This is a genomic window from Paenibacillus ginsengarvi (genome assembly GCF_003626695.1).
Lineage (GTDB): Bacteria > Bacillota > Bacilli > Paenibacillales > NBRC-103111 > Paenibacillus_AB > Paenibacillus_AB ginsengarvi.
On record NZ_RBAH01000024.1, the window covers coordinates 57,615 to 76,979 of the forward strand.

The following is a 19,365-nucleotide window of genomic DNA, read 5'->3' on the forward strand; positions in this document are numbered from 1 at the left end:
GCTTTGCGGGGCCGTCCTTTACTTTTTTGCTTTTGTATGGAGCGGACTGACCGATTTTCGAATATGCAGTTCGCAGCCGATATCAACATCCGCCCATTTGCTCTCGCCTCTGCCATCCCGCCCGGTCAATATGTCCAAAGCCGCCAAAGCCAGTTTCGGAATCGATGGCCCGACCGTCGTAAGCGGCACTTCCATCCTCTCCATTTCCGGGATGTCGTCGTATACGACAAGCGAATAGTCGCCGGGGATACGGAGCTTTCGTTTACGAAACAGCTCAAGCAGCTCGAACGCATACGTCTGGCTGTCGACGATAAAGGCGGTTGGCCGGTCTTCGCCGTCCAGCAGCGACTGCATTTTCGATTCCGTAACCGATTCTCCCGGCTCAATCTGGATGAAATAATGATCGTGGTAATCAAGTCGCAGCTCCAGCAAGCCTTGCGTAAAACCGGTCAGCTTGTCAGAACGGTTGCCGATGAACGTCAGTTTGCGGTGTCCTTGACCGGCCAAGTAACGGACCGCCTCATAGACAGCCGACTTTCGGTCGATCCCTATGCAGTGCGTTCGCTCCATCCTTCCCCCACCCATGAGCAGCATATTACCATGAAACAGCTCCCGCTGTTTGATGAATTCCACGGATGGAAGCCAGTCCGGCGGGCACCAAAACAAAATTTCGTCGACGAAATGTTCGTTAAAAATGCGAAGCGCTTCAGGCGGCTCTGCGAGCGACATAATAACATCTATCCCCCGCGCTGCCGCTTCCTTCTGAATTTGCATTCCCAGATGGTAAAAAAATAGCCCTTCGATTTTCGGCCAAATAAGCCCGATCGAATTCGTCTTGCGGTCCACTAGTCTTTTGGCCGCCAAATTCGGCACATAGTTCATACGGCTTGCGATAGCTACGATTTTTTTACGGATGTCCTCGCTGACTCCTGGCGCTCCGTTTAACGCTTTCGAGACCGTCGGATGACTGACTCCCGCTTCTCTTGCTATATCTTTGATCGTTACTTTCATCGGGACGGGCTCTTCCTTTCCCAGCTTTTGGATAGCAGCTTCCTCCATCCATTATATTACACGTGTTCGTAAATGTTAAGTTAATTTTCCCGCCCACGTCCCGATCAAGTGTTGCAATCAAAGGAACGAACCTAATCCCCGGCCCGCAAATGCGCATCCGGAATTCGTTCTCATGTCGTCAAGCCTACGGATTAAAGTTTGACCAAATCATCGATCATCACGGCATTGTCGGTTTGCATCGAAATATTGCCCGCTAATCGTTCCGTGTTTTCCGGTGCACTCCCTTCACGTATGGTTGTAACGCCTCCATTGTAAAGCAATATTTTCGCTTTTTCTGCCCAGATGCTTGCTCTTTTATATGTTTTATATGCATTTTTTGCTCTTCTCGGTAGCTCGCTTGGAGCCGATCAATGAAATTGCAATCAAACAGGAAGCCCTTGTGGAGTACATGAAAATTGTAAAGCAGTATATTGGATCGGTACGGTCCGAAGGATGCACAACTGAAACCAGAGAAGATCTCTTCGAACGAAATTAAGTTGTACCTGGCTGTAGCCTCTGTTATAACCGAAGAGCATATGGATTCGCAAATTCGCTCAGATGATGATGTGATGATTGCGTAATCGACGACCTTGCTGGTGATTGAGGGAACGCAATCGTACAAGAAGTAAAGTCACTACAGCTGGGTTTAGGTAAGCTCGTTCTACTCCGCTGACAAAGGCTGTAAAGCTGCCTTCGGGCTTGGCAAAGCCCCTCGTCCCGCTTACGAGGGGCCTTGTTTGAAAAGTTACTTGGACGCGGCTTCCGCCTCCTGAATTTGTTTGTTGACTCTTTCCGCCGCTTCGCGCAGAGCGGTATTCACGTCTTTGCCGCCAAACACGATATCCTTCATAACCGTGTTGAACTCCCCGATGCCGTTGCCATTGTATTTGTTTACCGAGCCTGCCGGGGCGTATTGATCCGGTTGGAACGCTTTCACATTTTTCCCGGTGTACACCGGATTGTTTTGACCGAACGATTGCCGCAGCGCTTTGTTGCTCGAGGTGGTAAGGAATCTGCCCTCCTTCAATCGTGCGGACTGGTATTCCTCGGTCGTCAAGTAAGCGATCGCCTCGAATGCCTGATCCTTAGGCTGGCTCATCGAAGTCACGCAGAAGTAGGTCGGGTACGGCTGCGGTCCCACACCGGGCTTATCTTTGAGTACGGGGAACGATGCCAAATTCCAGTTCATATTGCCGAGCTCCTGAGGGGAATGCAGAGCGGTCAAAGCAATGAACATCGCTACCGTCCTGTCTTTGAAAAACCGGTTTCGCTCGTATGGCTCGGAAATTTGATTCGACTTGATGTCTGCAAAGCCTGGAAGTTTGTAGAACCGGAGCAAATTGTCGGCGAAGCTATTCCATCGCGGGTCGGTGTCAAATGTGGATTTCTTCGTGTCGCTTAGGACGAGCGGAATCGAGTACTGGTTCATCATCGCCAAATGGCCGTGCGACGATCCCAGGCCGGAGTAGGTGACTCCTGATTCCGTGCGGGTAAGCGTCTTGCTCAAATCATACAATTCGTCCCAGGTCATGCCGTCCTTCGGATATGAGACGCCGAATTTATCGAATATATCCTTGTTGTAGTAAATCGTCGATTTGTTGTATGTAATTCAACAAAGACGATCGGTTTCGTATTCATCGTTTACGTTAGTTGAAAATCAAAGGAAAAGTAAACGTAACGAAAGCTGCCCAAAGTCCGTAAACCGGCAAATACTTCGTAACGGCATCTTGGATGGTCGAAGGACCGGTTTTGTTTTGCAGAAAACGCATATAAGCGAGCATGATCCAAATGAGATTAGCCAAAATAAGGATGTTTATGCCTAAGACGGCAATTCTGTTTGGCGTAATCCCATAAGAAGAAAGCCTGAACACGATAGCCGATAAAGCTATGCCGTCAATGATGAGAGCAAGAACGAGGAGGGCAAAATTGATATAATCCGAAATGCTCTTTTTCTCGACTAAGCCGCTTTCGGTAATCGAGAATATGATGACAGCCAATACGCTGAGAAGTATTCCGTTGAAGGATAAGAGGAAATCGCGGTCCAAGAACGGATTTTTCCCGACCCCTAATACCGTAATAAGATACGCCAACAATGTGACCAACACGAGAGGACTGAAAATTTTGGCGATATATGGCGCTATACTCTTAGCAAGTTTAAGGTTCTTCGATACCAGGTAGGTTGCCACGATCGCGAGAGCGGCAGCACCGAATGAAACGACATTTTTAAAATAAAACTCAGATATATCCATGCCGATGAATTTAAATAACTGCATCGTTAAAACCGTTAGCAGCATTCCGCTGATGGCCATGCTGGCATAGAGGATGCAAAATTCCCCGTTCAGTTTAAGATAGGCTAATCTTGCGTTGCCCTTGCCATATTCATTTCCTGTAAATGCAAGTCCCGATAATACCCATAAGAAGATGGGGAGGTGTATATACGTCAAAATAATACTGTCGTTTTGCTCCATCGGCAGCAAATTCATGTAAACTCCGGAGATTAGGAATAAGGAAGCAAGGGTGTAAAAAATCTTTTTAGAAGGAGTATTATTGAAAACAAAATAGGCGGTAATAAAGGGAAGTACGCCATAAACAAGGTTGATCGGAGCTATTTCTTCCTGTTCAGTAAAATACAAAAGGATTCTGGTACATAACCCAGCCAAAATGGCTAAAATGCCCATGAACAAGAAATCCTTTTGAAACAAATTAGCTTTCTCTGTATTCGCTTTCTCCTTAAAATGCAATCTTTCATACCAAACGGCAAGAATCTTCGAATCAGGGTGTTGTTCCCAGGCGTAAGAGAACGACTTTTTAAAGGCTTCGGGTTCCTTTCTAAACATTCTCTCCAGCTCGTGGGGATTGGCGATATTTTCAATAATCGAATTGTTCATGGCTGGTTGTACCTCCTCTAACCGATTGACAAGAATGCAGGGATACCTTTAAAAAAAGCGTTGTTCCTTGTTCATAAAAAGCCCCTCACCTCTCGTTTAATTAATTCGACATTAGCATACGAATTATCGTATTGCAATAAATATTTGCCTTTTTCAAATACATTATTGTTGTTTTGTTTGATACATTGCCTTTTACGATTTTATTTGAATAATGCCTCCGAGAATACCCGTCAGAACCATGAGCAGGATGGGGTTCACCTTCCATTTTCTCAAAACAAACAAAGAGCCTGCAAATACAGCTACGGCAATCCAATCCACATAAGCAACCACGCTTATTGTAGATGTCCCAATAAACGTCAATAGCAATAGCGTTGCGGCAGCTGAAATAATAAGCCCTAGCGAAGCCGACCTCAAACCATTCAATGCCTCTAACACGTAGATCGATTTATTGTGTCTTCGGAAAAAGCGATACAGCAAAATAGAAATGCCGACACCTGATATTATGCAGCCGAATGTTGCGATTATGGCACCGGGAATCCCTGCAATCTGTAAGCCAATAAAAGTAGAGGCGTTTACCGCTAACGGGCCGGGCGTCATTTGCGAAATGGTAATGATATCGGTAAAAATCCGTTGCGATACCCAAGCGTATTTTTCAACTGCCAACTCCTGAATGAGCGGGATGATTGCATATCCTCCGCCGATACTGAACAAACCGATCTGAAAAAAGACAATCAGCAGACGCCATAGTTCTCCCATTATTTCTGCCGCCTTTCGTTCCACCACACTCGCACAATGCATAAAAAACAGCACACTGCGAGAATAATTGCCACATTGATTTTAAATACAAAACATGCCAAAAATGCCATCGGAATCATTAAAGTAAGAAGTAAAGAACGTTCCTTGATCATCATACTGCACATATCAACAACGAAATCAACGATAAGGGCTGCCACGCCTGCCTGCATTCCTTTCAATACCGCGGAGATCAACGAATTCGATGCAAATGCAGTATAGAACATGGAGATAAACACCAGTATGACGAGCGATGGAGTGACAGCGGCCATACAACTGATTACAGCCCCCATCCTCCCCGCTACCCGAAACCCTATGAGCGTTGATAAGTTGATTGCAATTGCTCCTGGTGCAGACTGTGCGATTGCAGCCATATCGACCAACTCATCTTCGCCGAATAGTTTTTTTTGGGATACAAAATACTTCCGAATCATCGGAACGACAATATATCCACCGCCGAATGTAAATGTGCTTATAAACAAGTTTATGCTCAGAAGCCAGAGCCATAGTTTGGTTCTTTGGCTAACCATCTGATCGCCTCCTCGTCACACATTATGAAGGTTGTTGATCAATCAGTAAAATGATATTATTTTGTGATAATGATTAGTAATATTCATGGTACGGAGGCTATTTATGACGACACTTCGGCATTATGAAATATTGAGGGCAGTAGCAGAAACGAGGAATTTTACAAGGGCTGCGGAAAAGCTATTTATCACGCAATCGGCAGTTTCTCATGCAATACGAGAACTGGAGGCAAGGGCTGGAACGGCATTATTCGACCGTCTATCCAAAAGCGTACAGCTTACTGAAAGTGGTCGGCTATTGCTGGAGGAAGTTCTGCCGATCTTATCTTCGTGCGAAGCTTTGGATGCTCGTATCAACTGTTTGGAAAAACGAGCCCCCTTGCACATTGTTTCCAGTATTACAATTGCAGCGTTCTGGTTGCCTAACGTATTGCAAGCCTTTCAAAAAGATTGGCCCCATATACCGATCCATGTTGATGTGGTCAGCGCAGCAAATGCGATTGAAATATTGCGGGAAGGCAAAGCCGACATCGCTTTGATTGAAGGTGCGGCAATACAAGGGCCTTTTATATGTACCCCATTTGATTCCTATCCATTATATATTGTGTGCGCTCCCGACTATCCCATCAAGCAGAGGGAATTGACTCTACAAGAATTTTGCTCAGAAAAACTATTGCTGCGCGAAAGGGGCAGCGCGATCCGCGATACGTTAGACAGCGTTCTTTATTTGTCAGGATATACCGCGCAACCTGCGTGGACTAGCGTAAATTCCCTGGCGCTGATAGAAGCTGCCAAGGCCGGGCTCGGCATAACGATTTTGCCGGATGTTCTTGTAAGTGAGCCGCTAACGCAGGGGAAGTTAATTTCGCTGTCTGTTCAAGACCTTATATTGAAAAATGAATTGATTGCAGTCCGCCATCGAGATAAATATCTGACAGCTCCGTTGAAAACCCTTCTTATGCTCATACAAAAATACTGCGTAAAAACGTAAGTCGGATTGGTAAACTTAATTTTCCCAGATCGCCCATCGATGACGTGCTCGTACAACCAACCGTACTCCGTCCACGAAAGCAGCAAGTCCCTGAAGGTATATTCAAAGTTCGTAATCACCGAAACACAACCCATACGTTTGCACTTGGTGACAGCGACGCTGGTACTACCCCAAGTAACATATTTAAGCGAGATGCCCCAACCAATACCAGGGCCATCTCGCTTTTTTCGATTACCTACATTCACTTTACAGAAAGGACATTAACTCCGACCAAGGATTGGAAACGTATATAAGGGGGGCTGCTATGAATCAGTAAATAAATCAAAATCTTGACTTTAGAACTTTGAACTGGATTCATTTATGGCGATGGAAGCGAATGCATTTTTCGGTACTTCGAAGGATTCATTTTGAAATATTTCGTAAACATTCGGCTGAAATACAGACCGTTCTCATAACCGCACAGCCGTGCGATCCTGTCGATTGAATAATTCGTCTGCACAAGCAGCGATTTGGCCTTCTCCATCCGGATCGAGTACAAATATTTGGAAGGCGGCATCGCGTACACCGCCTGGAACCGGCGCGTAAACTGCACCGGGTGTATCCCTATATATTCCACGATATCTTTCATTTGGACATCGCGAAATGCATGCCGCTCGATCATATTTTTCGCTTCTTTCATCAACGGATCATTAACGACGTTGCCGAATCGGGTAAGCGCTTCCGCCTCCATGCAGAAGAGCAGCCACATATCGTAGACATAATGCGCCGCCCATCTACGGCTTTCTTCACGGCTCATCCGGCTCGCCCGGAGCAAATGCCGGAAGTCGTTGAACAGCCGGTCCCGCTCGGACGTAGTGAATTTAAAGGAAAACAGCAAGCGCAATTGCTCCGACAGCTGTTCTTCGCCGCTCTTGTCCTCTCCGGCGTAATAAAACTTGATATAGAAAAAAGAAAGCGGCGTAATCATTTCGCGGTGAAAATCGATATAAGGTGGGCAAAGGACGATGTCTCCCGCCCCGGCCTCGCCCGACAGTTCGCTGATCCCGTACCGGAAACGGCCCGCTTCGACGGCGATCATGGTCCAGCACCGCTCATGCTCGACCTGCTGCATGAATGCGGGTTTTTCTTTCCAATAGCTGTTGCTAATCAAACGAATCGGATGGATGAGCATCGCCGAATTCTCCGTTTCAAATGCTGAGCTTTCATCCATGGTACACCAGTTTCGTCCTCCTATTCAATAGCCGCAATCGGATCACAGCATCTTCCAGTCGCCGGCACCCGTTCCGACCTGAACGGCGATGTAGGAAGCCGATCCGTCGGCGCTTCCTATGATCTCCCCCAAATACTGGGCGTTAAACGCGGGAGTACCGGAGAAAGACCGCCTCGGAATGACTTTCGTCGCCATTGTATCCATGTTCCTGTCCAAACAGTACACGATCGGCGATTCGCCCGGCGTCACTCCCGAATAGGTGACACCGGACCCGCTCCATGTATTTCCGATCGACGTAAACTCGGACAATATTTTACCGCTCGAGCCGGTATTAATATTGACGCATTGCAATGTAATTCCCGAGCAGCTATTGCCGTCGATCATCAGCTTGCCGGCATCTCCTCCCGCCGAAACATCCGCATACAGCAGCCGCGATCCGTTCCGCACCGTATTGCCCCTTATGACGAGCTTGGCAAAAGATTCGGTACGGACCGCGTTCAGCGTATCGAATAATTGATTGTCTCGAATGACGATTCCCCTGCTTCCCGAGCTTCCGCGAAACCGGACGCCCCCGTAGTTTTTGGAGGCATCTCCTGTGTTCAGGCAATAGAAACGGTTATCCGCAATCGTGACGTCTTGCACGTCGAACGCCCCCCAGGCCGGAGAAAAATTAACCATCTGCCTGGCGTCCGAGCCGGCGGTTGCCGATCGCACATCGTACACATTGTTGCCGCTAATATCGAAGTTTTGGGGATTTCTGGCCGTAGAGCCGTAGTTCCTTAGACTAATGATGCTGCTTCCCGTCGTATTGAATATTTCATTGCCGCATATTCCGATATCCCGCAAAGATTCGCTGCTGAAATTATCGTCATTGATCGCCTCGATCGGATTATTGGCGCAGCCTTCTATGACATTACCGCGTACTAAGCACTGGCTCGTTATAATAATGCCTTTGTTGTTCAGCAACCGCTTGCTGGCGTTGTCATCGAATGCGCCGCTCCCGAACGTCTGGCCGCATGTAATCTGGTTATCGGCAACGATTGAATAAAATCGTCCTTGCATCGAGATCCAAGGGCCCCCGATCTGATCGATGCCGTTAGCCGAGAAGCCGCCGACGCGTATTCCGTCAGGAAGCATGCCACCAGGCTGCACAGCTTGCGTCATAATATCGTTGCCGATTATCGCAAACTTCCCGAAATCGCCCCATATGGCGGTCGGGGAATAGCTGCCGCTTCGGCGCTTATTGCCCGTGTTGCGAATGACATTATCCGTAACGAGGCATTGTTCGCAGGCGCGGACGAAGATGCCGATCACCCCGGCTTGTTCGCACGTATTGCCGCGAACGACGATTTGCTTGTTCCGTTCGGACTCGTTAATAGCGATAACGGGTATCTGTTCCGTTGCAGCTGTGTAGTCCCGCGGCCATTCGCGGATCTGCAGCTGCGCCCTGTCCCCTTCGTACCTGTCGGACGTATAGATGTCGCTCCATCCGTCCCGCCAGCTCGTATTCCCCTCGAACAGAAGCGAGGTGAACCCGGCGCCACCGAAACCGTTAATCGTATTATTAGCGGTATAATTGTTTCGTATGGTCACATTTCCGAACTGGATGAACATAGCACCACTAAGGTAAGCGTTCTCGAAAGAGCAATGTTCGACTATTACGGTCCGGGTCCGGTAGGCGCCTCCAGACGGACATACTTCGAGTATGCCGTTGGTTCTTCTCGGAACTGTACCTCTGCCGAAGTTATTTTTTGTCGCCGGATACGTTTGGCCGTCCCGGTTGCCGTCAAAGGCGACGCCACGAATGCTGAACCGTTTTCCTCCCTGCACTCGGAGGATCGCCTTATGAGTGCCGTAGTTCGAATCGGTATTGACGATCGAGCCTGCGGCGAGCCGGAACCGGCAATCTCCCGATATATCCAGCTCACCCTCCTGCCCGAGATCGGCGACGCTTTCACCGCTGAAAACGTATATTCCGTATGCGGTCAGCACGGATAGAGGGTACGTGAGAGCGGCTTGCATGGCGGCCGTATTACCAGTCGCATATGCATCGTGCTGCTCCCGCAATCCGACCGATGCCAGATCGACTGCGCCTCCGCCGCTCAATACGGCCACATTGCCGTTCGCTAGGAGATGATCGATATAGGAATTCCCGTTGAGCGCCCCTTCCGGACCGAGCGTATTCCCCCGCAGTGCATCGTAGTCGGAACGGGTGACGATCCGATACATCGCCCCGCCCCTGGGAGAATCCGTCACCGCGTTAGCGATCGCGTAATAAGACGTGGTCCGCACGCTGATACCGGCTTGCAGGGAAGCCATTTTCATGCTTTCGACCGATTCGAAAAGCATTCCGCTCGCCGAGCGGTTCCAATCGCCCGTATTCCCGTAGGTAGCTGCGGTGACCGTAGCGTTGCTCGGAACGAATGGGACGGCTACAGCCATTCCAGCCGCGAGCACCGCACCCGAACCGCCTAATGCATAGGACAAAAACGTTCGACGCGACAGCGGATCCCGGCTCTCCTTACCAACCTTCTGATCTTCATCGTTCATCGGTTGCTCGCTCATCCGCTCTCGTTCCTCCTCGATTTTTTGTAGATCGTCTGACGATAACCCAACTTTCCTAAGCCTACTTCTTCATTTCCGCTTCAATATATTTATTAATCTGCTCCTCCGCTTCGCGAAGCGCCGTGTTGATATCTTTCTTGCCCTGATATACCGGCACTACCGCGGCATTGGTAAAAATCGTCTTCGCCTGTCCGTCGTACGCCGTCGCAGGTACCGGTTTGGCAATCGCATCTTGAAAAAAGGCCGCCAAGTTTTTGCCTTCCATCCCTTTCAAATCTTTCGCGTACTCTTTCTTGACGCTCTCCTGATTGATGATCGGAATGCGTCCTAGACGCGCCATAATCGTCTGCACCTCGTCGGACATCAGGTAAGCGATTACCTGGAAAGCGGTATCCTTATGCGGGGTGGACGGCGGAATGACATAGAACGGCGCATTCATCTGAGAGCTAGTCGCGCTCATCCCGCTGAATTTAGGCAGCGATACGAAATCGACGTTCAGCCCGGCCGCCATCGCCTCCTGCAGATCGGTAATATAGTTCGGTCCGGTGCGCATGGCCACGGTCTGGTGTTTCAAGAAATTGGCTTTCTCGTCGCCGGCCTGAGCGTTGCCTTCGATTTTGTAGAATGAAGTCATAACGTCTAGCCAACGTTTCCAGGAGTCGGTGTTGATCGCAGCTTTGTTCGTCTTCGGATCGACGAAGCCTTGCGCCAATTGATCCTTGTACACGACGTTAAGCGCATTATATTGAAAGCCCATGTATTGGACCCCGCCGTCTTTTCTCGTAACCTTCTTGGCGACGTCCAGCATCTCTTCCCAAGTCATACCGTCCTTCGGATACGGTACCCCGAATTTATCGAAAATGTTTTTGTTGTAGAAGATCGCGTTGTTATTCAGCTCAAACGGCATCAGCAAAAATTCGCCTTTGTCGGAATAGGATTTGACCGTATCCACGGCACCGGGAACGAGACGCCCCAGGTCGAAACGATGCTTCTGGATGAGCGGCGTCAAATCTCCAAGCAAGCGCAGCGTTTTCATATCCCCTAAACCTCCGAGCGAATAGGAGATCAGATCGGGCGTTTGTCCGCCGTTCAGCACGTCGAATATCGTTGTCCCTTTGCCGTCCTTTATCGTTTTCAGTGTAACGTGCGGGAATTTCTTATGGACGAGCGACTCGATCGTTTCCGCCAAAACGATCGAATTACCCTGGGTAAAATAGGTAAGCGTAACCGGGGCCGGTGGAGCCCCGGAGTCGGCCTCTTTGCTTTTTTCTACGGACTTGCCGGAATCCCCACATGCCGAAGTCATGACAGCTGCGACCGTAAACACAGCGAACAAACCGTAAACCTTGCGACCCCTTTGTTTCATACTTGATCCATCCTCTCTTTTCTCATGTAAGGAAGCTGAAGATTAACGCAGACGCACTCCTTGTTTCGCTAGCGATTGCTGTACATGACCTAACTGAAGTTGACGGGGATTGACATTGTCCTGCACGCACAGCGCCGCTGCGGTGCCCGCCGCCTGTCCGATCGCTATCGCGATCGGCTGTACCCGAATAGCCGAATGCGCTTCATGCGTAGCCGATATCGGACGGCCGCCGATAAGCAAATTCTCGATTTTCAACGGGATTAACGAACGTAGCGGTATATCGTACCACTCGCCGGGCTTCAAGCTTTGGATGACGGTTCCGCTGCCTGTCGGATTGTGGATGTCGACAGGGTATGCACCCCGAGCAATGACATCGTCGAACTTGCATGCCGATAGAAGCTCTTCAGCGGTCAACACATGCTCTCCGATAACCCGGCGGGATTCGCGTATGCCAATCTGCGGGGCGGTCGTTTGCAGGTAAGCGTTCTCAAACCCTGCGACATCTCGTTTCAAAAAGGCTACCAATTGCTGAACTTGCCGTCTTCCTTCGATTTCAGCCTCGGTTAACTGCCACGGATCGGTAGCGTCCTTCAGAATGACCCGGGTCGTATTGAAATGGATGACGTCGGGTTGATTCGCATAAAACCATAACACGTCTTCGCGCGGGCAGTTCACTTCCCCCCGGTCTTTCGCTTCCAGAAATAGACGCGTAATTTCATTTTTGTCCGGCATGCGCTGAATATCGACGTCGGCCATTCGGAAATTGAGCGTCATCGGCTGGCAGTTGCTGTCCACTTCCCGGCCCTTCTCGACGACCGCACCGGCCAACGCCGCCAAGTCCGCATCGCCTGTAGTGTCGACGTACATCCGCGCCTTCATTTCGACGAGTCCCTGCTTGTTGGCCAATTGAATCGATTGGATCGTCATCCCGTCCTCGTCCATCTTCACGCCCGCCAAAAACGTATGGTACAGCAAAGTAACGCCCGCTTCGAGACATAGTTGCTCGGCGACGACTTTAAGCGCCTCCGGATCGAATGCATTTCTCGCTTTCGGATGCCCGTACATGCCAAGCTCGCTCATACCGTCGATCAGCTCCTGCAGCACGCCGAAAATGATTTGCTCCCCTCCGTTCCCCGCCCGATAGGACATCCAAGGGTTGACCATCATCGCCGTTCCTGCTCCTCCGAGGAAACCGTAACGTTCGATCAGCAGCGTTCTGGCCCCTTCACGGGCGGAAGCGACCGCCGCAGCGATCCCGCTTGGCCCGCCCCCTGCAACGATTACATCGAAAGTGGTAAGAGTACTTCCCATTTGTTCCATCTCCGATCTGATGAATATGCATTTATTTAACAATCCCTTTACAGTATAAAGGCAACATTCCGGATAAAACGATACAGGAATTTAATGATTTATGCATTTTATTTCACAGCTCCAATGGTGTCACGCAAACACGCGATACTTGTTTCCGTATTAATAAATGCCGAATGAAAGCTGGAGCCTCTGGAGTTGCCGCTATCTTGAGAAAATAAGTTTTAATGTTCCGTGCAGGGAGGGCTTCCCAGTTCACTGCATCCTCGTTCCTACCATGCTGCTCCCCTTGCTCCTGAACATAAAAAAGCCGTCGAAATAATCGACGACTTGCTGACGATTCAACTATCGTGCTCCGAGAGAGTTCAATGGTTCATCTAAATATCATGTTGCCTGTACCAACAATGTTGAATTAATAATCCCAGTGTGTACGCGCTTTCACCACAATTTTCGTAAAACTCTCCCTTCTTTTACAATACATTCTCAGGAAAATAATTGATAGGAAGGGTCATTAGACCGAGAGGGTCCAGCCAATCTTTGCGCGCGTACATCAAATAATCCGCCGGGTGCTTCGTTCAGGCTTGGTATCGCGTAGATGCGCCCGTCCACCGTTACTTTGAAAACTTCCAATTACACCTCCCTGGAACTTTTAGAATCCGAGTACCCAGAGGCAAATACTTGACTCAATAAACTAATAAATTCTTATGCAACCGGTGCAACCTATCAGTGTGTTGAAATCTGAACATATCTACCGAATCATTCATGAATATCCCGCGTGCCTATCCTGCAAGTTTTTGAAGGGATATTTGATTCTCCAGTGAGGATATGAGGTTAAAGGGAGTTTCGCCGACAGCTTATGAGGCGGAGACTTCTCCAATATTTGGCTCAACATTAAAACAGGCCGCTCCGGACATTTCCGAAGCGGCCTGTTTGAACGCTTATCTCACTTTACAATTCCTCTGTCGGGTGTTTCCTAACGCTGGTTCATGCAAACATTGTACCCCAGTTCAGCAAAGTCCAGATCGCCAGTCACCTTATAATAGTAATCAAACCAATGGTAGCAATCCATCGCGTGCGTTTTTTGCGGAACCGATACGACAGAAATGCCCGTTACGATAACGACAGCCAGAGCCACCTTCATCGCCTTTGTGGTCAAAAACCGTTTCATTATATCCATTCCTTTCATTTTTCGCGTCTAGATTGTCCACAGCCGACAATCGCTTCTATTATAATCAACGCGAAATAGGCCATCAATACAATTACCTCTATTTAATCCCATATAACCATTAAAATGGTACTTTAGAAATAAATTTTAATCTTGGGATGTATCGAACCTCCATTCATTTCCTTGCTACGATGGCGGTAGCAAAATGATAAAGAAATGATAAAGCTAACGTCAAAAAACTACGACCGACCAATTTACCGGCAGCCTCGCTACTATCCTATTACGTTTGAGCCGGATATCAGGTTATCCGGCGGTGACGCGGACCTTTCGGGTCGCCTGCACACCGCCGTATTCGGCGGTAATAACGGTTTCGCCGGTCGTAAGCGGCACGATCGTTCCGTCCTCCAGCACGTTCAGAACGGAACGGTCTTCGACCGTATATAACGGCCGCAGCACCGACTGGGTCAGCCCGTCGGTACGCACCGCAACCGGGTTCAGGCGGCAAGCCGGACCGGCCATGCTTACTTCCTCGCAGCCGCACAGCTTCAACATATCGACAGGGGCCGGCTCGCTGCCGAACAAATGAAGCAAGGGTGAAGCCAGCCGTGCGGCCCAATCATGCTCCACATGCTCCGCCTCGGCATCCAAATAATACGCCAGCTCACTGTCCGGCGCATAACCGATCGCTAGGAGGTGCTCGGCAACGCCGCGGACGTGCTTTTCCATCACCAACGTGCCTTCGCGGCCGCCGAGATCGATCCAGATCCGGGACAGCGACTGCTGCTCCCGGAACAGGTGCACAAGCGGCACCTCGGCCGAGCTGCCGGGGTCCACGCAATAAAAATAAGGAGACACGATGGCGAGCTTGCCGAAAACGTCCGGCCGGCGGAAGCCGATATGGTACGTCACCTGCCCGCCCCGCGACGATCCCATCAGCGCCGTATGCTCCGGGCCCGGCTTGGTGCGAAACACCGCATCGATGTACGGCTTCACTTCATCAATCAGAAACGACTCGTACAACAAGCCCTTCGGCTGCACGGTTACTTTATCCTCGCGATACTCCACGCCCGCCAGATCGTGGGTAAATTCATCCGATCGCTCGGTCCCCCGGTTGGCGACGCCGACCACGATGATCTCTTCCATCAGGCTGAGCGAGACGAGACGGTCGACCGTTTCGTGCACATTCCATGAATAACCGTTGAAGGCCGGATGAAAAACATTTTGACCATCATGCATATACAGCACCGGGTAATGCATGGCCATATGGTGCCGGTAGCTTGGGGGCAAATAAACGAACAGTTCTCTTGAGTTGTCCAAGCTGGCGGAATAAAAGTTTTCGATTCGTAAAAGACTCGATCCGTTTGTCATCTTGTTCACCCCAATAAGCGTTCCGACGCCGTATCTATCCAATCTTCCACTTCATAATGCAGCACCTGGCGGCCGTCCGCCGTGAACGTCCGGTACGGAACTTCCCGGCCCCGGGCATCGACCTCGTGCCGGCCCAATCCGCGGGAAATGCGGAACACGAAGGAAACGTCTCTGGGTACCTCGAACGTGCCACCGTACCAGCCCTCGCGAAGAAGGGGCAGCTCGATGCCCGCGTACAGTTTGTCCGCAGGCGGCGTGCCCTCCGGTACCTTCACGTACATCTCGACCGGAACCGTAGCGGGCACATGCGGGACAACGGCAAGCTCGTGACAAGCTGTCACCGCAGAGCCGTTATACGTAATCTTCGTGCTACCGGTCCGCTTGGGCAGCAGTTTGCCGTCCCCGCTTGCCTCGACGATCCCGGGATCGGCCGCTTCATAATGCGCATTCAGGTCCGTGACCATAAACCCGCTGTCGTAATGGACGACCGGGTTCAGCGCACACCTCGGCCCTTCCAGCCCGATCACGGCGGGGCCGTGCAGCTTCGCGCGGACCGGCGTGCCGATCTTGCCGAAAAAGTACAGCAGCGGAGCATGGACGCGGGCGGCCCAGTCCGTCTGGGAATGCCCCGAGCCGATGGCCACATGGAACATAAGATCGACTCCCGGCTTGAAGCCCGCCCGGATGAGAACATCGGCAACATGCCGCACATGTTTTTCCATTACGGTATAGCCTTCGGAATCGCCCACATCCATCCAGATTTTCAAATCCTGCTTCTCCGTATAGACCCGGCTTATCCAACGTTCCTCCATCGTCGCCGGATCGACGCTTACGAAGAACGGACATAATGCGCCGATCATGCCGAACGTATCCGGATGACGGAACCCGATATTGTACGAGACCAGCCCGCCGGCGGACGATCCCATCAGAGCGGTATGCTCCTTGTCCGGCAAAGTACGGTATTCCCTGTCAATAAAAGGCTTCACTTCGCGCAGAAGAAACATCTCGTACAGCTCGCCCTGGTTCGTCATCCCGAACACGTCGCGCCCGTCCGGGCTTGCGTGCATATATTCGGCGATGCGCGCATCCTCGACATGGGCGACCGCAACCACGATAATTTCGCGCATGCGTCCTTCCGCAACGAGCCGGTCCACCGTAAGATGAACGTCCCACGACTCGCCTTTCCGGTCTTTGTGGAAGACGTGCTGGCCGTCGTGCATATACAAAACCGGATAACGCGCATCCGGATCGCTTTTATAACTCGGGGGCAAATAGACGAACAATTCGCGATTGTTGTTTAAAATGGCGGAATGAAACGATTCGAATGCGATCAACCGCGATGATGAGTTCACTTGATGCCTTCCTCCTATCCTTATCTTACGAAATAACGGGCAAATAAAGGAACTTCTCCGGACTGCTGTGATCCGCATCGTGAATGTTGCGGTCCATCATATCCACAATCCGCTTGTAATCGCTCAGATCGAACGTTACCTTGGCGATCCGCTCCGCCAGCATTTCCGGACAATCGCTTGTACATATAGCGACGATCCGGTCGTGAGTCCGCGCTACCTCGCCTGCCAAAAATTCGTTGACTACGATTCCCGGACTGTCGGGGTACTTGGCCAAAAAAGCGTTCAGCCCTTCGGCCCCCTCATACACATGAATCCGCTCGCCGTCCATTCCCGACAGCCGTTTGATTTGCCCGACAAGCAGCGAATCGTTATACGCATCCAGCACGAGGAAATGCGGCTCTTCGCCAAGCCTCTCCCGCGCGGACCGGAAGCCGGCCGCGAAGTCGGGAAGCACTTTATGGAAGATCGTATCTTCGATATGGCTGTCGATCGCAAAGACGGGAATGCCGAATCCGAAGTAACGGGAGATGGTCGCAAATCGCTCCTGGTCGACGTTCATCAGAAACACCCCGTCCAGATTCCGCTCCCGGATCATGTCATAGGACGAAGTGTCCCCTTCGATCTGCATGAAGATCGTATGGTAGCCGAGCTGGCCGCACAGCCGTTCGATACGGTACAACGTTTTGACGTACTTCAGCTCGGACCAGCAGTGGGGCTGCAAATCTTTGAACAATAATATTCCGATCAGCCCGGTTTTCTGCAGCTTCAGCGAACGGGCGCTCCGGTTCGTCACATACTGAAGCTGCTGGGCGATTTTCAATACTTTAACCCGTGTCTCGTCGGAGATCGATTGGGTTTTGACGTCGTTCAGAATATAGGAGACGGTGGCAATCGACACGTTGGCCGCCTTTGCAATATCTTTGATTGTCGCTTTTTTCATCTCAAATCTGCCGCCTTTGCTTAAACGTTTCAGTCGATTTAATCACACGCCATCCGATTTGTCAATCGCTCCCGGCCACTGCGATCAGTACGTGCCAGCCGAATGGAGGCAAGGTGACGTTCGCTTCCTTCTCCACCATCTGAACTACGCCGTTCCCCCATACCGGAACGGGCGAAACGTGCGGATCGACGTCGAATACGAGATGAGCCGGAGCAGCGTCATGATTGAAGCAAACGTACACGTGCCCGCTGGCATGAGTTCTCCGCACGACCAATTGGCGGGCCCGGGCATACAGCCATTCGAACGAGCCTTCCTGCAGGGCGGAGTGCGACTTGCGCAGCGAGACGAGGCGGCGGTAAAAGTCGAGAAGCTGCGCATGTTGCCGCTGCGGGTCCCACACCATCGGCCTCCGGCAGTCCGGGTCGGCTCCTCCCTGCATTCCCGTCTCGTCGCCGTAATAGATGCACGGCGTTCCCGGCAACACAAACTGAAACAGCGCGGCCTGCATCCCTTTCCGCTCGTCCCCGGCGACCGTAAGCAGCCTCGGCGTATCGTGGCTTCCGACGATATTAAATGCCGCCTCGTTCACTTGCTGCGGGTAACTGGCGAGCAGCCGGTTGATTTGATAGGAAAACGTCTCGGCATCGATCTCGCCTTTGGCAAAAAACTGCAGTACCGCCTCCGTCGCCGGATAATTCATCACCGCATCGAACTGGTCGCCTCTCAGCCACGGCATCGCATCGTGCCAAATTTCCCCCAGGATATACAAATCCGGCTTCAGCGATTTCAACGTCCTGCGGAACTGCCGCCAAAACCCGTGGTCGACCTCGTTCGCCACGTCCAGTCTCCATCCGTCGATATCGCATTCCTTGACCCAATACTGCGCCACGTCCAGCAAATAATCGCGCACTTGCGGATGGGCCGTATTCAGCTTCGGCATATGCGATTCGAAGGCGAAGCAGCGATACGACGGCCGCGGCTCCCTCGTCAGCGGATAGTCGTCGATATGGAACCAGTCCCGGTAAGCCGATGCCTCCCCCTTCTCCAGCACGTCTTGAAAAGGCGCAAACCAAAAGCCGCTATGGTTGAACACCGCATCAAGAATGACGCGAATACCGCGATCGTGAAACGCCTGTACCAGCCGTTTCAGCAGCTTGGCGTCCCCGAAATGAGGGTCTATCCGGAGATAGTCCGACGTATCGTACTTGTGGTTCGTACGCGCCTCGAACAGCGGAGTAAAATAGACCGCATTGACGCCGAGCGACTGGATATAGTCGATCCGGTCTAGCACCCCCTGCAAATCTCCGCCGTAATAATCGTGCGGTCCCGGATCGTCCTGTTCCCAAGGCCGGACGCCTGCCGGATCGTTCGCCGGATCGCCGTTAGCAAACCGTTCGGGGAATATTTGATAAAAAACGGCCCGCTTGACCCACTCCGGCGGCTTCAACACCTCGCTCGGCCACAGAAACGGAAAGTCGAAGCAGGACAGCGGATCTTGCGGCTTCCGCTCCGTGAACCCCTGCTCCGTATACCACAGCTTCCTTGTACCGGACACCAGTTCGAATGCGTAGCGGAGCCTGCCGTGCGGAGGCGTTAGCTCGGCTTGCCAATAATCGAACAGCTCGTCGCTGGCGATCTTGTGCAGATGTTTCTCCTTAGCGGTGCGATCCCAATCGTATTTGTCTCCGTATAAAGCTTTGACAGTCCGCAGATCGCCTTTTTTGGCGCGCAGCCGAATGTGGACCGTCCGGTCGTCGTAGGCGTAACAATAACTGTCCGTCGACCTGTGATAGATCGCTTCGACGTGCATGGCGCACTCCCCCATCCTCCAATATCGGCTTCG

15 protein-coding genes are annotated in these 19,365 nt (G+C 51.1%); 1 reads left to right on the plus strand and 14 read right to left on the minus strand.

Going from position 1 to position 19,365, the window contains the following annotated elements; genetic code table 11:
• Nucleotides 1-18: 18 nt before the first annotated feature.
• The 5 genes from D7M11_RS26740 to D7M11_RS26760 form a co-directional block, all read right to left on the minus strand.
• Entirely contained in the window at nucleotides 19-1,011 is a 993-nt protein-coding gene (locus tag D7M11_RS26740) for a LacI family DNA-binding transcriptional regulator (protein WP_158606845.1), read from the minus strand.
• A 784-nt stretch (nucleotides 1,012-1,795) separates the two neighbouring features.
• Nucleotides 1,796-2,659, minus strand: a complete 864-nt coding sequence (locus tag D7M11_RS26745) for an ABC transporter substrate-binding protein (RefSeq protein ID WP_120750326.1) — start codon at nucleotides 2,657-2,659, stop codon at nucleotides 1,796-1,798.
• 37 nt (nucleotides 2,660-2,696) lie between these two features.
• The gene (locus D7M11_RS26750) at nucleotides 2,697-3,938 is read right to left on the minus strand and encodes a DUF4153 domain-containing protein (protein ID WP_120750327.1); all 1,242 of its coding nucleotides are present in this window, start codon (nucleotides 3,936-3,938) and stop codon (nucleotides 2,697-2,699) included.
• A 192-nt stretch (nucleotides 3,939-4,130) separates the two neighbouring features.
• Nucleotides 4,131-4,694 carry a chromate transporter gene (locus D7M11_RS26755; protein ID WP_120750328.1) on the minus strand — a complete coding sequence of 188 codons (564 nt, stop codon included), beginning with the start codon at nucleotides 4,692-4,694 and terminating at the stop codon, nucleotides 4,131-4,133.
• Entirely contained in the window at nucleotides 4,694-5,260 is a 567-nt protein-coding gene (locus D7M11_RS26760; protein WP_120750329.1) for a chromate transporter, read from the minus strand. The genes D7M11_RS26755 and D7M11_RS26760 overlap by 1 nt, the downstream gene beginning before the upstream one ends.
• 103 nt (nucleotides 5,261-5,363) lie before the next feature.
• On the opposite strand from D7M11_RS26760, the gene D7M11_RS26765 reads away from it, so the two are divergent.
• A complete protein-coding gene (locus tag D7M11_RS26765; protein WP_120750330.1) occupies nucleotides 5,364-6,248 on the plus strand; it encodes a LysR family transcriptional regulator in 885 nt (294 codons plus the stop codon).
• A 358-nt stretch (nucleotides 6,249-6,606) separates the two neighbouring features.
• Here the strand turns inward: D7M11_RS26765 and D7M11_RS26770 are convergent, their stop codons facing one another.
• The 9 genes from D7M11_RS26770 to D7M11_RS26810 all read right to left on the minus strand — a co-directional run bounded on the left by D7M11_RS26770 (nucleotide 6,607) and on the right by D7M11_RS26810 (nucleotide 19,332).
• The gene (locus D7M11_RS26770) at nucleotides 6,607-7,458 is read right to left on the minus strand and encodes an AraC family transcriptional regulator (RefSeq protein WP_120750331.1); all 852 of its coding nucleotides are present in this window, start codon (nucleotides 7,456-7,458) and stop codon (nucleotides 6,607-6,609) included.
• 42 nt (nucleotides 7,459-7,500) lie between these two features.
• Entirely contained in the window at nucleotides 7,501-10,023 is a 2,523-nt protein-coding gene (locus D7M11_RS26775; protein WP_120750332.1) for a right-handed parallel beta-helix repeat-containing protein, read from the minus strand.
• A gap of 61 nt (nucleotides 10,024-10,084) precedes the next feature.
• On the minus strand, nucleotides 10,085-11,389 hold the full coding sequence (locus D7M11_RS26780; protein WP_120750333.1) for an ABC transporter substrate-binding protein: 1,305 nt from the start codon (nucleotides 11,387-11,389) through the stop codon (nucleotides 10,085-10,087).
• A gap of 42 nt (nucleotides 11,390-11,431) precedes the next feature.
• A complete protein-coding gene (locus tag D7M11_RS26785) occupies nucleotides 11,432-12,700 on the minus strand; it encodes an FAD-dependent oxidoreductase (protein WP_120750334.1) in 1,269 nt (422 codons plus the stop codon).
• 970 nt (nucleotides 12,701-13,670) lie between these two features.
• Nucleotides 13,671-13,883 carry a hypothetical protein gene (locus tag D7M11_RS26790; RefSeq protein WP_193556290.1) on the minus strand — a complete coding sequence of 71 codons (213 nt, stop codon included), beginning with the start codon at nucleotides 13,881-13,883 and terminating at the stop codon, nucleotides 13,671-13,673.
• 282 nt (nucleotides 13,884-14,165) lie between these two features.
• Nucleotides 14,166-15,230: an alpha/beta hydrolase gene (locus D7M11_RS26795; protein ID WP_120750336.1), complete on the minus strand. Its 1,065-nt coding sequence runs from the start codon at nucleotides 15,228-15,230 to the stop codon at nucleotides 14,166-14,168.
• A gap of 5 nt (nucleotides 15,231-15,235) precedes the next feature.
• The gene (locus D7M11_RS26800) at nucleotides 15,236-16,582 is read right to left on the minus strand and encodes an alpha/beta hydrolase (protein WP_240041315.1); all 1,347 of its coding nucleotides are present in this window, start codon (nucleotides 16,580-16,582) and stop codon (nucleotides 15,236-15,238) included.
• A gap of 25 nt (nucleotides 16,583-16,607) precedes the next feature.
• A complete protein-coding gene (locus D7M11_RS26805) occupies nucleotides 16,608-17,522 on the minus strand; it encodes a LacI family DNA-binding transcriptional regulator (RefSeq protein ID WP_120750338.1) in 915 nt (304 codons plus the stop codon).
• A 61-nt stretch (nucleotides 17,523-17,583) separates the two neighbouring features.
• Nucleotides 17,584-19,332 (minus strand): glycoside hydrolase family 13 protein, encoded by a 1,749-nt coding sequence (locus D7M11_RS26810; protein WP_120750339.1) that lies wholly within the window; start codon nucleotides 19,330-19,332, stop codon nucleotides 17,584-17,586.
• Nucleotides 19,333-19,365 lie beyond the last annotated feature (33 nt).

What these genes read in the sequence shown, in the direction of transcription:
- D7M11_RS26740 (WP_158606845.1), bottom strand. Translation starts at nt 1,011, where the DNA reads ATGAAAGTAACGATCAAAGATATAGCAAGAGAAGCGGGAGTCAGTCAT.
- D7M11_RS26750 (WP_120750327.1), bottom strand. Translation starts at nt 3,938, where the DNA reads ATGAACAATTCGATTATTGAAAATATCGCCAATCCCCACGAGCTGGAG.
- D7M11_RS26755 (WP_120750328.1), bottom strand. Translation starts at nt 4,694, where the DNA reads ATGGGAGAACTATGGCGTCTGCTGATTGTCTTTTTTCAGATCGGTTTG.
- D7M11_RS26760 (WP_120750329.1), bottom strand. Translation starts at nt 5,260, where the DNA reads ATGGTTAGCCAAAGAACCAAACTATGGCTCTGGCTTCTGAGCATAAAC.
- D7M11_RS26765 (WP_120750330.1), top strand. Translation starts at nt 5,364, where the DNA reads ATGACGACACTTCGGCATTATGAAATATTGAGGGCAGTAGCAGAAACG.
- D7M11_RS26770 (WP_120750331.1), bottom strand. Translation starts at nt 7,458, where the DNA reads ATGGATGAAAGCTCAGCATTTGAAACGGAGAATTCGGCGATGCTCATC.
- D7M11_RS26775 (WP_120750332.1), bottom strand. Translation starts at nt 10,023, where the DNA reads ATGAGCGAGCAACCGATGAACGATGAAGATCAGAAGGTTGGTAAGGAG.
- D7M11_RS26780 (WP_120750333.1), bottom strand. Translation starts at nt 11,389, where the DNA reads ATGAAACAAAGGGGTCGCAAGGTTTACGGTTTGTTCGCTGTGTTTACG.
- D7M11_RS26785 (WP_120750334.1), bottom strand. Translation starts at nt 12,700, where the DNA reads ATGGGAAGTACTCTTACCACTTTCGATGTAATCGTTGCAGGGGGCGGG.
- D7M11_RS26790 (WP_193556290.1), bottom strand. Translation starts at nt 13,883, where the DNA reads ATGAAAGGAATGGATATAATGAAACGGTTTTTGACCACAAAGGCGATG.
- D7M11_RS26795 (WP_120750336.1), bottom strand. Translation starts at nt 15,230, where the DNA reads ATGACAAACGGATCGAGTCTTTTACGAATCGAAAACTTTTATTCCGCC.
- D7M11_RS26805 (WP_120750338.1), bottom strand. Translation starts at nt 17,522, where the DNA reads ATGAAAAAAGCGACAATCAAAGATATTGCAAAGGCGGCCAACGTGTCG.
- D7M11_RS26810 (WP_120750339.1), bottom strand. Translation starts at nt 19,332, where the DNA reads ATGCACGTCGAAGCGATCTATCACAGGTCGACGGACAGTTATTGTTAC.